At 42.7% G+C, this 15,536-nt stretch carries 12 protein-coding genes and 2 pseudogenes; 3 read left to right on the forward strand and 11 right to left on the reverse strand.

Annotated elements, in window-relative coordinates; all coding sequences use genetic code 11:
- The first annotated feature begins 105 nt into the window (after nucleotides 1–105).
- Nucleotides 106–894 (forward strand): Tab2/Atab2 family RNA-binding protein, encoded by a 789-nt coding sequence (locus H6G69_RS02820; protein WP_190681352.1) that lies wholly within the window; start codon nucleotides 106–108, stop codon nucleotides 892–894.
- 456 nt (nucleotides 895–1,350) lie between these two features.
- On the opposite strand, the gene H6G69_RS02825 is transcribed toward H6G69_RS02820, so the two are convergent.
- Entirely contained in the window at nucleotides 1,351–1,668 is a 318-nt protein-coding gene (locus H6G69_RS02825) for a DUF3155 domain-containing protein (RefSeq protein WP_190681354.1), read from the reverse strand.
- Between the two features lie 284 nt (nucleotides 1,669–1,952).
- On the opposite strand from H6G69_RS02825, the gene H6G69_RS02830 reads away from it, so the two are divergent.
- Entirely contained in the window at nucleotides 1,953–3,314 is a 1,362-nt protein-coding gene (locus tag H6G69_RS02830) for a GAF domain-containing sensor histidine kinase (RefSeq protein WP_190681356.1), read from the forward strand.
- A gap of 108 nt (nucleotides 3,315–3,422) precedes the next feature.
- Here H6G69_RS02830 and opcA read toward each other — a convergent pair whose 3' ends face one another.
- From opcA to nrdJ (H6G69_RS02870), 8 genes and pseudogenes are all read right to left on the reverse strand, one after another.
- Nucleotides 3,423–4,793, reverse strand: a complete 1,371-nt coding sequence (opcA, locus tag H6G69_RS02835; protein ID WP_190681358.1) for a glucose-6-phosphate dehydrogenase assembly protein OpcA — start codon at nucleotides 4,791–4,793, stop codon at nucleotides 3,423–3,425.
- 77 nt (nucleotides 4,794–4,870) lie between these two features.
- Nucleotides 4,871–6,400 carry a glucose-6-phosphate dehydrogenase gene (zwf, locus tag H6G69_RS02840; RefSeq protein WP_190681360.1) on the reverse strand — a complete coding sequence of 510 codons (1,530 nt, stop codon included), beginning with the start codon at nucleotides 6,398–6,400 and terminating at the stop codon, nucleotides 4,871–4,873.
- A 106-nt stretch (nucleotides 6,401–6,506) separates the two neighbouring features.
- A complete protein-coding gene (tal, locus tag H6G69_RS02845; RefSeq protein WP_190681361.1) occupies nucleotides 6,507–7,652 on the reverse strand; it encodes a transaldolase in 1,146 nt (381 codons plus the stop codon).
- 243 nt (nucleotides 7,653–7,895) lie between these two features.
- On the reverse strand, nucleotides 7,896–8,945 hold the full coding sequence (fbp, locus tag H6G69_RS02850; RefSeq protein ID WP_190681363.1) for a class 1 fructose-bisphosphatase: 1,050 nt from the start codon (nucleotides 8,943–8,945) through the stop codon (nucleotides 7,896–7,898).
- Nucleotides 8,946–9,410: 465 nt separating this feature from the next.
- Nucleotides 9,411–9,710 (reverse strand): RNA-binding protein, encoded by a 300-nt coding sequence (locus tag H6G69_RS02855; RefSeq protein ID WP_190681365.1) that lies wholly within the window; start codon nucleotides 9,708–9,710, stop codon nucleotides 9,411–9,413.
- Between the two features lie 477 nt (nucleotides 9,711–10,187).
- On the reverse strand, nucleotides 10,188–10,391 hold the full coding sequence (locus H6G69_RS02860; protein WP_190681367.1) for a hypothetical protein: 204 nt from the start codon (nucleotides 10,389–10,391) through the stop codon (nucleotides 10,188–10,190).
- Between the two features lie 130 nt (nucleotides 10,392–10,521).
- Nucleotides 10,522–11,592: pseudogene (nrdJ, locus tag H6G69_RS02865) on the reverse strand (ribonucleoside-triphosphate reductase, adenosylcobalamin-dependent); the annotation flags it as partial.
- 303 nt (nucleotides 11,593–11,895) lie between these two features.
- Nucleotides 11,896–13,125 (reverse strand): annotated as a pseudogene (nrdJ, locus tag H6G69_RS02870) (ribonucleoside-triphosphate reductase, adenosylcobalamin-dependent); the annotation flags it as partial.
- A gap of 124 nt (nucleotides 13,126–13,249) precedes the next feature.
- Here nrdJ (H6G69_RS02870) and H6G69_RS02875 point away from each other — a divergent pair.
- Nucleotides 13,250–13,828, forward strand: coding sequence for an Npun_F5749 family FMN-dependent PPOX-type flavoprotein (locus H6G69_RS02875; protein WP_190681369.1), 579 nt, complete (start codon nucleotides 13,250–13,252; stop codon nucleotides 13,826–13,828).
- Between the two features lie 128 nt (nucleotides 13,829–13,956).
- Here H6G69_RS02875 and nblB read toward each other — a convergent pair whose 3' ends face one another.
- Nucleotides 13,957–14,613 (reverse strand): phycobilisome degradation protein NblB, encoded by a 657-nt coding sequence (nblB, locus tag H6G69_RS02880; RefSeq protein ID WP_190681371.1) that lies wholly within the window; start codon nucleotides 14,611–14,613, stop codon nucleotides 13,957–13,959.
- Between the two features lie 162 nt (nucleotides 14,614–14,775).
- Nucleotides 14,776–15,234, reverse strand: a complete 459-nt coding sequence (locus H6G69_RS02885; RefSeq protein WP_190681373.1) for a CBS domain-containing protein — start codon at nucleotides 15,232–15,234, stop codon at nucleotides 14,776–14,778.
- Nucleotides 15,235–15,536 lie beyond the last annotated feature (302 nt).

A 15,536-nucleotide genomic window follows, 5' to 3' on the forward strand; every position in this document is an offset into this window, starting at 1 on the left:
CTGGTTCAATATAGGGGTAGGTTAACTACCCCTTTTTTTTGAGGAAAAATATCAACGCATATCAGCGCAGATAACTTCATCTTTATGTAGCTATGATTTTAAATTATGAAAATTTGGCAAGCTGACTTTTATCGAAGTTCCAAACAAGATGACACTAAACAAGTGTTGTGGGAATTGTTGATTTGTGATGCAACTCGTAGCTTTGAGTATGTAGCTACCTGTCCCCAGTCAGCCGCAAATTCGAGTTGGGTGGAAACTCAAATTCAACAACTAGCAGGTGAAGCATTACCAGATGTCATTCAAGTGTTTCGTCCTCAGTCTTTGAGTTTAATTGAAAAAGCTGGTCAAAATTTGGGTATTGCTGTCGAAGCTACGCGCCGGACTTTAGCGTTAAAACAATGGTTGCAAGAAAGACAATCTGCTTTTACTTTAGAACAACCTGCGCCTCTACCGTTGCCAGAGAATTTGTGGGGTGAACAGTGGCGGTTTGCAACTTTAGCAGCTGGAGATTTAGAAATAGAATTTAGCGATCGCCCTATCCCTATTCTATCTCTACCAGAATCTCTTAAACCCCTCAATCTGGGTTTAGCATCGACAGTACCTGTTCCTGGTGTTGTCATTTATGGTGGCAGACAATCAATGCGTTTAGCCAGATGGTTAGCCTCTACGCGCCCAGTCGCCTTAAATTACATCGCTGGTGCGCCTGATGGCTTAATTTTAGAAGCTGGCTTAGTCGATAGATGGGTTTTAGCCACCTTTGAAGATACCGACGTTTCCACAGCAGCTAAAGTTTACGAACAACGCAAACAGCAAAGTCAAGGACTGCACTTTTTATTAATTCAACCCGATGACTCGGGAGTAACTTACACTGGGCTGTGGTTGTTACAAGCTTGAAAAAACTTACTATTCAAGGCTTTGCACCGATTTTGGCAATATTTTTCTAGGTTTTTAATCTTAAATCCGAAATTTTCAAATTCAAAATTGTAGAAGACAGACAATAGGGAGCAGGAAGAAAACGACAGTTTGGTTGTAAATTTTGCCCATCACGCAGTAGCTTAGGGAAAACATAGCTTGTAAAGTAGCGCCCCTTAGGAAAGTGCAACTCAACTTCCACTTTTGAGTGCTTTATGTCGCTCTTCCTTACCCCCTGATGTGTTATGAGATGATCTTTCAACTCACACAAACCCAAAATTGGTTTGAGCAAAGTCGTTGTTCAAGCGCTGGGACTAAATTGACTGGCAAATCGCACCCAAATTTAAAAAAAATTGAAAATTTTGCATAAACTGAGCAACTTTGCCAGTTAAATGAATATTCAGAACAAATTCAATACGTAAGACCACCACTAATGGTTCAGCGTGCAGCTAAAGCCACAGGTTCAGAACCAGCCGGAGACTCTAATGTCCGCAGGCTAGGAAACAAGAAATGGTTTTCTTCTACGTACTGTGCGCCAAACAAACCTTTTTCTGCCCAGAAATAGCGGTCTGTTGTGTGTTCATTGCGCTTAACGAGTAGCAAAGCGGGTGGCAAGATACCCTCAGCTTGAATAAATTTTCGTGCTGCTGTCACAGGTTTTTCTTCGCCGCTTTCGATGCTGTATTGAGGTACATGCTCCAGAATCCGTCGTCCTTCTTGGCGACGACGACTTTTCCGTTTCCGTCTTCTTGCCAACCTAGTTTCCTCCTCTTTCAAGCTATTTAGATTGTAGTGATAGCTACAAAATCCGTCGTAATTATAAAAGTTCTAGTTTTAAAAAGCAAGAGTTTTTAAAGTTTAGATACAACAAAAATAATTTTTTTGAAGACAAATAAATCTAACGCCTAGTGAAATACATAAATTCTTTATTTAGAAGCATTATTGAGAAGATTTAGTTAAGCTTTATTAAAAGAGAGGGAATACCAAACTCAAGCTAGGAAATTCCCTCAAAGTCTGAGATCCTGAGCCAGAACTGAAAAATGTTAATGTCTGCTAGTTCAGATTTTGTTGCTTTATGCCGAGAGCAAATAGCACTCTTAGCCCAAGGGTTAGGAGCATCTTTAAGTGTGGTTTATTTAACACAAGAATTGGTAGAAGCTGCAACAGGTGAGTCCCAATTAATTCCTGTTGTGGTTTATCCTGAAACAGCAGGATTACCACCAGGAGAAGAAAACACTGAAGTAAAAACACGTAAGCAATTACAAATTAGTAATATTTTGCTACCACGCAAGCAACAAAAAAGGTTACTAACAGCAGCTACGGAATCTACTGTTTCATCATCAAATGGTGAAGATTTTCCAGAAGATTATTTGTTGACTGAACATCAAATCGTTTTACCCTTGGTTCATGAAGGGGTAATGATGGGATTATTGGTGACTTGCAGAGCAGACAGGGCTTGGAATCAACAAGAACAAAGTACAATTGAAAAGATAGTCCAGACTTTAGCGATCGCTTGTGTGTTAGATCAGCGTCGGGGTTGGTTGCAACATCAGCTACATCAACAACAAATTCTCCAAGAACAGCAGCAAGATTTATTAGATAACCTGTTACACCAATTTCGCAATCCATTAACAGCATTGCGTACTTTTGGGAAATTACTCTTCAAAAGATTGCGCCCAGGCGACCCGAACCGTGAAGTCGGAGCTAATATAGTTCGAGAAAGCGATCGCCTACAAGAATTATTACAACAATTTGAGCAAGTTATTGATTTGACAGAATTAGATGTTGCACCATTAGATTTCTCGGAAAACGAAGTATTAGTCGAAGCAACTGTCCAAAAAGAACCAAAACCAATTCTTTTATTACCAGGTACAGGAGAGAAAGAAACTGATTGCTCCTTAACTGATTTATTAGCACCATTATTAATCACAGCAAAAGCAATTGCTCAAGAAAGAAATTTAAAATTAAAAACAGAAATTCCCAAAAACTTACCGTTAGTGCAGGTAAATATTAAAGCATTACAAGAAGTATTGAGTAATATCATTGATAATGCTTTAAAATACACTCCTACAGGCGGTAAAATACTTTTTCAAGTAGGCAAACAAAAAGCTAATTTTCTCGGCATTGCTATTAGCGATACTGGCCCAGGAATTCCGCAACAAGACTTAGAACATCTAGGAGAAAGATACTACCGAGGCGAAAAAGCACAAACAGAAATTCCCGGTACAGGATTAGGAATTGCCATCGCTAAACAATTAATCGAGCAAATGCACGGTGAAATTGAAGTTTTTAGCCCAGCAATTACAACTGCGATCGCATCTTCAAATGCACCAGGAACTACGTTTATTATTTGGTTGCCGATGAGTCAACAACAGAGTGTAGGGGGTAGTGAAGACTTCTAAGATGCACATTTTAGAATCCTGATGTAGCAAAGGTTTGAGAATTTATGAATAAAAAAGCCTCCGGTTGGAAACAACAGGAGGCTTTGTGATAAATTGGCGATGATCAATCTAACTCTTCGTTGCCAATTTGAGAATTTGGGCGATAATTCCCAGACTGTCTTCAAATAAATTTTCCCGTCCCCAGCGTTGTACTTGCTGACTCAGCAGTGCTTCTGCTTTTTGTTCTGATAGTGAACCCACTTGTTGGAACAAACCAGAGGTTTGGGCGGCTCCGTGGGTTTCCATCCGCATACAACCACCAGTTTCGGTACAAATTAAAGTACTACAATCTGCTTTTGGATTAGTGGAACTGAGGCGCAAGGCAATCAAGTCACCTGCAATATCACCCACATCAGCTACCGGTACACCAGCTAACTCAGCTTCTATTTGTCTTTGGTCTTTGGCCAAAAAGCGAATCCGCGCGATATCATAATCATCGCTTTGAGTTTGATAAGCAACTGGCATCCACTCTAAGCGGCTAGCCAACCAACCCAAATACAACAAAGCTTGGGCGGGGTTGCCTTTTTCGTAGTCAATCATCACACGGTCAATTTCTGGCAGTGCGGCGCGGCGATGGGGTGCGTCGTAAGCTTCCGCAGTTAATTCTTGCCATGCAGACAAGCGCCGCCAATTTAAATCAGCCAAAGGTACGTTGTTGTCTACCAACTCTTGTAAGCTGAGTAAATCTTGTTCTGGCTCGTTGAAGTTGCAAGAATCAACTATGACGTTGTTGCAGACTGCTGATAACCGCTTAAATAAAGCGTTGTTGGGGTCGGGAGTGGCTTTCCACCAGAGGAACTTGGGCAAACCACCAATTAACAAGGCGGGAATCATCCCGCCGATTCTTTCTAAAGCGGAGGTCGTACCAGAAAGAGTAATGTATTCGCAACAAACCAGGGTGCTAGAAGACTGCTTTTGAATAGGACAATAAGCAGAAACTTGGGCTTTAACTCCTTCATCTTCGCCGGCGAGTGGACATAGGGCAATGATGCGGCAAGGGTTACGTAGGGCAATTTCGTCAGCAATGGTTGGGCTACTGGTATTAAAGCTATAGGCTCCATTACCATTTTGCGCAACAACTCCATTACCTTGACGTTTGGCGTATTCTTCCCGCAACTTTGTTAAAGTTTCTGGGGTGGTAGTGCCAGTTTCTAGGAGTTGATATTTCTTTTGTGCTTCTCTGAGGGCTGCGTCTGTTTGTGGCCCTAAAATGCCATCAATGGGGCCGTGATAAAAACCCAAAGATGCTAGTAGATATTGTGTTTCTTCTGGTTCGTAAACTACTAAGGTAAAAGTTGTCGCACGAGTGGCCGCAGGTAGCGCGCCATCTTCACCAGTGATGCCGTAACTTTGCCAAATTTGGTTTAATTCCGCTTCGATTTCATTCAGCGAAATGTCCTTGGGGGCTTGGAGGGAAAAAATGGTAGGAGCTTGGGTCATAGCTATTGAAGTATGAAGTATGAAGTATGAAGTATGAAGTATGAAGTTTTAAGCTTCATCCTTCAGCCTTAATGTTTTTAGAGTCTGCGCCAACGGCGGCCGTCTTGGTTAATTAACAGTTCGGCTTCTGCGGGTTCCCAAGTGCCGGCTTCATACTGCGGAATGGTGGCGGGGTCTGCGGGCGCATCCCACACAGAAAGAGCGGGGGTGACTACTTGCCAAGCTGCTTCCACTTCGTCGGCCCTGGTGAACAATGTTTGGTCGCCCATCATACAATCAAGGAATAGGCGATCGTAAGCATCAGAGGTGGCTTCAATACCGAAAGAACCGTAGCTAAAATCCATATCTACAGAACGGGTACGGAATTCTGCCCCTGGCATTTTTACATCAAAGCGCAAAGAAATTCCTTCATTAGGTTGAATCCGCATTGCCAAGATGTTGGCATTTTTTTGCTGGGCGGCAGACTGGAACATAGTTGAAGGAACTTCGCGGAAATGAATAGAGATTTCGCTGACTTTTTTCGGCATCCGCTTGCCAGTGCGGAGATAGAAAGGTACACCTTGCCAACGCCAGTTATCTACCAAAAATTTCATGGCTACATAAGTTGGCACACCAGATTTGGGGTCAACACCGGGTTCTTCTCTATACCCTGGTACTTGTTGCCCTTTCATCCAACCTGCGCTATATTGCCCACGAATCGCGGAACGAGATAAGTTATGCACATCTGCTAAACGGGTAGCTTGCAGCACTTTCACTTTTTCTGTACGGATACTGTTAGCATCCATTGAGTTGGGTGCTTCCATTGCGGTTAAGCAGTACAGTTGCATCAAGTGGTTTTGCAACATATCTCGCAGTGCGCCAGCTTTTTCATAATAGCCAGCCCGGTCTTCTACACCGACGGTTTCCGCAACAGTAATTTGTACGTGGTCAACAAACCGACGGTTCCACAAGGGTTCAAAAATCGCATTGGCAAAGCGAAACACGAGCAAGTTCTGGACGGTTTCTTTGCCTAAGTAGTGGTCAATCCGGTAGACTTGGTTTTCTTTACAATACTTCTGCACGACTACGTTGAGGCTTTGGGCAGAGGCCAAGTCCCGACCAAAGGGCTTTTCAATGACTAAGCGATGTTTGTAGGCATCTTCTAGCATTCCCGCGTTGCCTAGTTGCCGAATGGCTTCAGGGAAGAAGTTGGGCGCAACGGAAAGGTAAAACATCCGGTTGCCGCGTGTACCCCGTTTTTGGTCTAATTCGCTGAGTAAGTTTTTCAGTTTTTGGTAACTTTCGGGGTTGTCTATGTCACCGGGACAGTAAAACAAACCTTGGGAGAAGTCTTGCCACAGTTCTTCCGGCGCGACACCACCGTGGGCTTCTTCCATCCCTTTACGCATTTGTTCGCGGAAATATTCGTGAGTCCATTCCCGACGTGCAACACCAACAATGGTGATTTCGGGAGGGATGCGTCGTTCTTTCCGGAGTTTGTATAATGCTGGAACTAGTTTGCGCCAGGTTAAATCACCAGACGCGCCAAAGATAACTATAATTTGGGGTTCGGGCATCCCTTGTTGTTGTAAGCCTACGCGCAAGGGATTTTCTAGCAGACTGACCATAACAATTTTGGATCTTTGTTTGGGAAGTTTGGAGAGAAATATGAAGTGTGAAGTCTGAAGTCTGAAATCTCATACTTCATAATTCAGACTTCAGACTTCTTATTCCTTATACAGGTGACAATAGCTTGACTTTGTTTTCTAAAGAGTTCATCAAGGACTTGAAAGGTTGAACGAATTTGTCAATACCTTCGACTAACAGTTCATCCATGACAACATCAATATCGATATTGATGTCTGGGTCTTTCAAGCTTTCGATTAGTTGATAAGCCTCTTCAACGTTGGTTTCCACCCGATCGCCTACGTCGCAATGGTCGGCGCAAGCTGCTATTGTCGAGGGTGGTAAGGTGTTAACGGTATCGTGACCAATTAACTCATCAACGTACATCACATCGCTGTAATGGGGGTCTTTGGTGCTGGTACTTGCCCAAAGTAACCGTTGTACTTTTGCTCCTTTAGCGGCTGTTGCTTGCCAGCGATCGCTCTTGATAATTTGCTTGTATTCTTGATAAGCTATTTTGGCGTTAGCGATCGCTACTTTACCCTTGACGGCTCTTAGTCTTGCTTCTAAGTTGATATCATCCACGCCACGCGCCAATTTGGCATCGATTTTACCGTCAATGTTGCTATCAATCCGACTGAGGAAAAAGCTAGCTACAGAGGCAATTTTGCTAATGTCTTTTCCTTGGGATACACGTTTTTCTAAACCCCGAATATAAGCCCAAGCTGTATTAATATAGCTGTCTACAGAAAATAACAGGGTAACGTTAACGTTGATACCATCAGCTATTACTTGTTCGACTGCTGGTAAACCGGATTCTGTGCCAGGAATTTTGATCATGACATTTTCCCGGGCTATTTCTTGATAATAGCGGCGGGCTTCGTTGATGGTGGCTTGAGTATCATGGGCAATACTGGGTGGTACTTCGATACTCACATAACCATCTAATGCATTTGTGGCTTCATATACGGAGCGTAAAATATCACAAGCATTGCGGATATCTGCAAACACTAAAGATTCGTAAATTTTTTCTGTGGATAAACCCGCACGTACTCCTGCTTCTATATCAGCATCATAAATTGCATTACCGGCGATCGCTTTTTCAAAAATAGCTGGGTTGGAAGTAATTCCGGCAATTCCTTGATTTTCTACTAAATCTTTCAGTTCCCCTGATTGAATAATGTCACGGGTCAAATTATCCATCCAAATACTTTGACCGTATTGTTTAATCTCTTGTAGATGATTGGTGGTCATAGCTATATTCCCTCCGTTTAATGATGTTTCCAAGTAAACTTGGCAAATCCATCAGTGTGATAGTGACCCTTGCATTGTGGCTTTGCCCATCACTTAGCGCATCGACCCGCTGAAATAATCTCTACTGCTTCTAGTAGCGATATTTCTGCTACCTCATCCCAAGTACGGAGTAGAAAGTGCTGTTAGCGTAGCGGGGCGTTTAGCCCGTGCTGAGTAATTAACTCCTCTCCTGCCTCCTGCTTTTTAATGACCGTTTTGAATGAAAGACTCAACTTTTGCCACAGACTCTTTACTACCAATAATCAGAGGGGTGCGTTGGTGGAGTTTTTTCGGTACGACATCCAAAATATCTACCAGGCCAGTAGTAGCACGGCCGCCTGCTTGCTCAATTAAAAAGGCTAAAGGTGCAGATTCATATAACAAACGCAATTTACCTTCGGGCTTTTGAATTGTCCCTGGGTAGAGAAAGACACCACCTTGAACTAAAATTCGATGAATGTCACTCACCATTGCGCCGCTATAGCGCGCCGTGTAACCTTCTGTACGATGGACATAGCGCACGTATTCCCGAATGGACTCTTCCCACTGCCAGAAGTTACCTTCATTCACGCTATAAACAGAACCATTATTAGGAATGCGGATATTTTCTTCAGTCAGGATAAACTCGCCTAGGCTGGGGTCGAGTGTAAATGAATGCACCCCTTTACCTATACTATAAACCAGCATCGTGCTAGGCCCATAAAGGATATATCCTGCGGCAATTTGCTGGCGACCACTAGTCAGTAAATCGGTAGCTAAACCATCAGCGTCAAGACCTTCTTGTTGGCGGATAGCAAAAATTGAACCCAAACTGAGATTTGTATCCGTGTTAGAAGAACCATCTATAGGGTCATAAAGCAAGGTATAGCGACCTATAGGGCAGTTTTCGGGGATGTAATAAGGTTTATCCATCTCTTCGGAAGCTAGGCGGCAAACTAAGCCACTTTGCTTAAATACCGAGATAAATACATCGTTGGCATAAACATCCATCTTTTTGACAGATTCCCCTTGGACATTTACTTCCCCAGTAAATCCCAGAACTCCTTCCATTAAACCTGCATGGCTGAGACGACGGGCAATTAATTTACCTGCTAGGCCAATACGATTCATCAGCGCGCTCAAGTCTTGAGCATCCGAACCAAAGCTTTGCAGTTGCTGGAGTACATGACGGGATAAAGTTGTACAATCGCGATCTAGAGCTTTGTCTGTGTGATGCTCCATTGACAACTCCAGAGATTCTGGCGCTTTAGCCATGTGAGTTTCTCCCTAGTGACTTACTAGTAGTTGAGTTGAGAAATTATTGCATAGCAACTAATAGCTGCTGCTTCTATCTTAGAAAGGTAATTAGATAACCTGGATATGGCTTTAGATAAACTAAAGAAATGGATAAGTTTTTGCTGAGTTGAGCAAAATCAAAGATTGCTGTTGCCTGCTGAAGCGAATAGATTACAGATTAAGCAATATTACTTAATCTGAGCAGTGAGATGAGTATGTTTGAATCCATTAAATCCAAATGAGATCATTCGCACCCATACGCAAAAAAGACTAGCCGTGAGACGAATCTGATTACTCACAACCAGCCGGATGTCATTATTGTTGCTTAAAGCTGACAGCAGTTTGTGATTAAGTCAGCCTGCTGTCATTGTTTCTAGTCAACTTGAGTAATTTAAATTCTTGCGTAACTAGAACACAATTTGTTATGATGATTCTCCGCTTTGATTAATATTCTTGTTTTTTCGCCCAACTACCTCGTCGGCTATCTTCTCTGCGATTGTCTTCTCGCGGTTTTGCTTTATTGACTCTGAGTTGACGGCCCATCCATTCTGCACCATCTAACTCAGTGATAGCCGCATCTTCTTGAGCGTCTTCTTCCATTTCCACAAAGGCAAAGCCACGCATCCGCCCTGTTTCGCGATCAGTAGGTAAGACCACTCTTTTAACTTCGCCATAGTCTGCAAAGACTGCTTTTAAATCTGCTTCAGTAGCACGGTAGGAGAGATTACCAACGTAAATAGTCATGTGGGATCACGTAATTTTCAACAAACAGCAATTAGTTCAGCGAGAAAACAGATCTAAACAAACTGCAAATCTTGCATCGTCGCTTCTGATTCATTGATGGCGAATGTTGTAGGGCAGCAATCGTGGTGCTGGCATAACTTCAACTAAACTGTCCATGCGGCTGAACTTACGCTTACGCTCATATGATAACTGATTGTGACGTTTTTCAAAGTATGGGATATTACAATCCCCAATAACATAGAATAAGCCAATCTTATATATATTTTTTTAATTAAAAATTTTATGATATTATGGTTTGTTTGCTTGAAAGCCACAATATCGCTGTTCAGTAACCAAAATAGCGGATTATGGGGAGAAAAAAGTTACGCATCTTTACATTGAAGTGAGTTTTTATCTGTGAAAAAAATTGACTTGCCACTCATCTCCAATTCCGTCTATAAGTTGCAAGTCAATAATTTTTAATCAAAAGCGACAAATTTACTCAATAGAAATTGTTTGTGGGCCAGAGGCTTTACCATTGTTGCTAGTATAGCTAGTTGTGCCACGTTGTTTATCTAGCCAGCTTTTAACAGGATCATCTTTTAAGTTCAGTCGCAGTACACCAGAAACAAACCCACCCAAAAATGAGGCTGGGTGTTGAGTGAATTCTTTAAATATTGGTGACAATTCATCAAGAAACATTACAATCTCCTAGTTCTGTAATAAAAATTATTTCTTTTTAATTAATCGTAACGTAAGGAAAAGTATGAAGTGTGAAGTCTGAAGTATGAAGTCTGAAATTTATACTTCAGACTTCACACTTGAGAATTTCCTAGTTGGGTTGTTGATCTGGGAACATACACTTATCAGAATCACAACCACTGGGGCCTGCTTCTGTTAATTCGCCGGAATCGTAGCGGCTGAGAACGGCACAGAAGTCATCGGTTTTGCGTCGCGCTAACACTTCTTGAGATAAACGCTCATAGGTGGCTTTGTCTATGGGTTCAAAGGGCAAGCGGGGGAATGATTGTAAATCGTCAAATCGTGCTAAGAGGGCGGCGGAAATATAGCCTTCATCATTTTGAATGGCTTCGTAAATGCGTGTTCCCAATGGTTCCACTTCATCAGCGCGAAGTTCTAGGGTAGCGGATGTGTTGTGGGTGACGTAATGGCGCTGCACTTGCATGACAAAATCAAATTGGGCTAAGACGGGGAATCTAGAAACATCAATTTGATCAGCACCGGGTAAATCAGCCCAAGGTACAGCAACAGGAATTTCTACTAGCCATTCACTGACGCGGGAATCGAAGGGGTCATTTAATAAGTTACCTTGTTCGTCCTTGTCTGATTGGGAGGGAATGACATTATAACCATAGTCAATACAGGCTAAGGCTACTGGGTCATTTTTGCGGAAAGTGATACGGCGAATAAATCTTTGGGCTTTGGGTGGATGCCATCCAGAACTTGCGCCAGATAACAGAGATTTAGTACCGCTAGGTTGGACTGTAGTACAACGATTAGGGCGTTTGAGGTGATGGCGATCGCAATAATCCCACACTGCCTTGTGTACTACTTCTCTCCAAAAGCTGAGATATTTTTCTTCTTGGTGCTTAAATGCTAACCCTTGGGGAGTTGCGGGTCTACCTTCTGCCCACCAGCGCAACCAGTCCACGCCAAAAGCATGAACAAAGAAATCAAATAAGCCTGTAAAAGAAACCCCAACAATTGGGTCTAATTCACGACTATATTGATAGCGCGGTTCTAAGAATTTATGGTTGAGAAGTGTCGCTACAGATAACGCCCCAGCAGTGAAAGCTTCCTCTTGTTCTTTGTAATTAAATGGGTCAATTTGATTGAGATGAATCTCTGAAAGATTGCAGTGAAAGTTGCTACCAATAATTTCCATTTTGTTAACCCAGAGGCTCTTTATCCCCTGGTTCTACGAGTTCTTAATTCCTCGTAGATCCGACTATATTTTCTACTAATATTTAGTAGCCGGAGACTCGTGGAGCCGTTATCTCTAACGTGGGCATAACCCAGATTATATTCTTTTTAAACTACGTAAATTTCTAATTATTTATAGCTTAAAAAGTTTCACTCTCTAGTCTGTACAGTGTCTAAGGTTTTTTAATTCCTTTGATTACCTCGGTATTCCCAATCGCAGGGTTCACCGATTTTCCCCGGTGTTTAACGTGAGGCAACATTACTTACCACACGGGTTTAACCCAAAACGAGCTAAACGATGTTCTAATTCACTAGCATCTATTTCTGGATAGTGTTGTTGCAACCAGTCTTTAGCGGTTCCTTGTTCATAAGCTTGCAAGAACTCTTTTTTCAATGCTTGGGTAGAAAGCAAATCAATGTTAGCTCTCGCAACAGCTTCCCCAGCCCATTGAATCGCGCCTTCGCCACTGTAATATTGCTTACGGACGGCTTCAATTGACTCTTGTAAAGTTGGTTTATGGTGAAATACCCTACTGTGATTCGCCATCCGTAAAGCATCACGTTCAGGATCAATGCGCCAGTTACCGTTTTCGTCTTGTTGCCAGAGATTATCTTTGGCATTTGCTCCTAATTGGTCTTCAGCAACAAACTGGCGAATCCCCGCACTTCTTCGGATATTGCCTGCAACAATTGTTACAGCAGCTTCATCGATTAATAGGCAGCATTCTACAGAATTTAATTGTCTGCCTAAAGCTTTATTTAAGATGTCAGCACAACGTTGATACAATCCTGGTAATTTCACAGGATTGGCAACACCGCCAAAACCGTTGAGTGTTTCCCCGGCTTGACGGACATCGCTGATATCAACAAATACTGCTACATTATCTGTAAATCTTTCGTCTGTGGAAAGTTCCAACAAAGTTTGATAAGATGCAACCCAACCTTCGCGGCTATCACCAACATGAATGATAACGCGGTTGCCTTCTATATCGGTTTGTGTAAATTCACGACGTAAGTTTTTTGGAGTGCTGCCGATTTCGCCTTGTACGGTGACATGGAGGCGATTACGGATGGCAGGCAGTTGATTAATATACTGTGGTTCGATGATGGCTCCTGTACCGCAGCCCATCATGGCCAAATCCATCATTAAACCGAAGGCTTTCCAGTCTTGGAGATTGGTGGAGGTGCAATTATACCCACCGGAGAAGTTTTTGGGTTTGTTTATCCAATCTGTACCACCTACCCACAGCCAGCGGCCGCTAGGTAACGCTTTGAGTTGGTGTTGGGTTTTTTCTAGGAGGGCGATTTCTTCTGGGTTGAGCTTACCTAATTCGATTAAGCCTTGGATGGTGCGATCGCACACTTCATCCCATGATTCTCTTAATCCTACTCCCGTCCGGCGGCTGTAAGTCCTGAAAAATACAGGATTGGCTGCTGGCGCAGTTTCGGGAAATGTCACACCCTGACGTTTTCTTTCAAGCTCTCGAACCATAATCAAGTCTTGTTGGTTTTGAATAGATTACGACTATACGCCAAGTAGGTTGAGGATAAAAGATTGCAAAATTTCCCACTTTGCGCTACGTCTGTAGCTGTACCAATTGCAACGAAACTTCACAATGTCCCTTGCTCCTTGGCGAAGTGCGATCGCTCGCGCCCTACATCGCAACCGTAGTCTGATATACTCTCGTTACCTACAATTGGCGACAATCCGGGCAGATCATCGTCCTGCTAATCGGACTGTAGTCTTTCGTGACTTTCTCAACGATACCAATCAGCTAAAATTTATTACTGACACCCGTAGCGATAAAATTGACCAGATAAAATCTCAACCTTGGGCGGAAGCTTGCTGGTATTTCCCCAACACCCGCGAACAGTTTCGCATTGCTGGCGGCTTAAATTTAGTAGATAGTAATGATGCTGCACTGCAATCAGCCAGACTCGCTACTTGGCAAGCACTTAGTGATGCAGCACGGTTACAATTTGCTTGGCCGCATCCTGGTAAAACCAGAGACACAAAACCAGAGGCGTTTACACCACCAGCCCCTGATCCTTTACAACCAGTTTTCAATTTTTGCTTGCTCTTACTTGATCCTGTGGAAGTTGATCATTTAGAGTTGCGCGGTGAACCACAAAATAGAATGATTTATCAGCTTGATGAAAATCAAGAATGGTTTTGTACAGAAGTTAATCCATAAATGCTGAGTTTGGTGGGTAGGGAATGGGGAGTTTTAGACCCCGAAAAATTGGCAATAATCAGGTAAAAACTGTTCCCTGTCCCCTACCATTACCAAAGGACTTTTTCAACCAGCCCTAATTTGACAACCTACAAGGATTTTTGAGCTTCTAGGGCGACGGCTTCGACTTCATCATTGACTAGGGTTTCGATGATGGATTTGGCTTCTGCACCACCTAAACGCGCTAAAGCTTGAACAACTCGATAGCGGATTTGCCAGTCGGGATTGGTAGAATACGGAGCTAATAAAGGAATTGCTTCGATATCGCCCAACTCTCCAAAGGAGCTAATAGCAGCTGTTTGGATTAATTCATTTTCAGATGAGAGTGCTTCTTGGAGTAATTCAAAGGATCGTGGATCGCCCAACTCTCCTAAAGTGGCGATAATGCTAAATTGGACTAACCACTCATTGGTAGAGTGATAAAGCTGTTGTAAATCTGCGAAAGCATCGTGTAGTTTTAACGCTCCTAAACAGTCTGCGGCGGCTGCTTGGACATCAGCTTCGGGGTCATTGAGTAAGCGATCGCGTAAAATATCCAAAGATAATTGCAAATCTTGTGTACCGAGCGTATCCATCTGACTCACAGCTGAGTAGCGAACTCTAGAGTTGCTATCGCCTATAGCAACTTGTACTAGTTCTAAACCAATAGCTGGTTCTAACTCGCGGATTTGATTTACTGCACGTAAACGATCGCCCAAATCCTCAGAACTGAGCATTTGTCTTACTGACTCAGGAGTGATAGTCATTTAATTAACCCGATTTCAAAGATGTTTTAAAAAATGTCCATAGTTAATAGTCAATGGTCAATTGTCCATAGTCAAGCAACTCTTAAACTTAATAGGGAATAGGGCATAGGGCATAACTGTTGCCCCTTCCCTGTTCCCTTTTCCAAAGAGAGTTGACTATTTTTAACTTGCGGCCATTGCCCGAATCACATCCCCACGGGTCAGAATGCCAACTACTTGACAGTCATTATCAAGTACAGGTAAGCGATGCACATTGCGATCGTGCATGGTTTGTGCGGCTTCTTTTAATGTTTTGTTTGGGGAAATAGTTATGGGGTTTTTGCTCATCACTTCCCCGACTGTTTGCCCTAAGGCTTTGTGTAAATCCCGGTCATAAGTAGCAGGATTTTTTAAATAGATGACACTATCTAAAAACATGATGTAAGCAGGTGGAGTTACGCCCGTTTCCTGCCACATTAAATCTGTTTCTGAGATAATTCCTACCAATTTACCGACATCATCCACCACAGGTAGCCCACTGATGCGTTTTTCTGCCAAAATCTGAATGGCTTCTTTAAGTGGAGTTTCTGCCCGCACAACAATCGGGTCGTGGCTCATCACGTCGGCAACAGTTTTAGACATTTGCTTGCTGACACCAATTTTTTATATTCACTGCGATTATTGTAGAAAATTGCCGACATTAACTGAATTGAGTTAATACATTGTTACTTGCGGTGATTAATTAGGGGGTAGGGTGTACTGACAGGTGTAGGTTTTTTAAGTTCTGCCCCAAAAAGATTGATTTAGGGTATAGGGGTGTGATACCAATTCGCAATGACGCTCATTCCGACGCTCAAAGATTCGCTAACGCTTCGCTATCGCAGGCTCGCTACCGCAATTAAAAAATTTAGATGCAGCAAAGCTTTGGGGGTTTACATCTGTAT

It is taken from the genome of Nostoc sp. FACHB-110, assembly GCF_014697425.1.
Classification (GTDB): domain Bacteria; phylum Cyanobacteriota; class Cyanobacteriia; order Cyanobacteriales; family Nostocaceae; genus Nostoc_B.

Excerpts from the sequence above, each read along its gene's own strand:
- H6G69_RS02820 (WP_190681352.1), top strand. The coding sequence starts at position 106 with ATGAAAATTTGGCAAGCTGACTTTTATCGAAGTTCCAAACAAGATGAC.
- H6G69_RS02830 (WP_190681356.1), top strand. The coding sequence starts at position 1,953 with ATGTTAATGTCTGCTAGTTCAGATTTTGTTGCTTTATGCCGAGAGCAA.
- opcA (WP_190681358.1), bottom strand. The coding sequence starts at position 4,793 with ATGACCCAAGCTCCTACCATTTTTTCCCTCCAAGCCCCCAAGGACATT.
- zwf (WP_190681360.1), bottom strand. The coding sequence starts at position 6,400 with ATGGTCAGTCTGCTAGAAAATCCCTTGCGCGTAGGCTTACAACAACAA.
- tal (WP_190681361.1), bottom strand. The coding sequence starts at position 7,652 with ATGACCACCAATCATCTACAAGAGATTAAACAATACGGTCAAAGTATT.
- fbp (WP_190681363.1), bottom strand. The coding sequence starts at position 8,945 with ATGGCTAAAGCGCCAGAATCTCTGGAGTTGTCAATGGAGCATCACACA.
- H6G69_RS02855 (WP_190681365.1), bottom strand. The coding sequence starts at position 9,710 with ATGACTATTTACGTTGGTAATCTCTCCTACCGTGCTACTGAAGCAGAT.
- H6G69_RS02860 (WP_190681367.1), bottom strand. The coding sequence starts at position 10,391 with ATGTTTCTTGATGAATTGTCACCAATATTTAAAGAATTCACTCAACAC.
- H6G69_RS02875 (WP_190681369.1), top strand. The coding sequence starts at position 13,250 with ATGTCCCTTGCTCCTTGGCGAAGTGCGATCGCTCGCGCCCTACATCGC.
- nblB (WP_190681371.1), bottom strand. The coding sequence starts at position 14,613 with ATGACTATCACTCCTGAGTCAGTAAGACAAATGCTCAGTTCTGAGGAT.
- H6G69_RS02885 (WP_190681373.1), bottom strand. The coding sequence starts at position 15,234 with ATGTCTAAAACTGTTGCCGACGTGATGAGCCACGACCCGATTGTTGTG.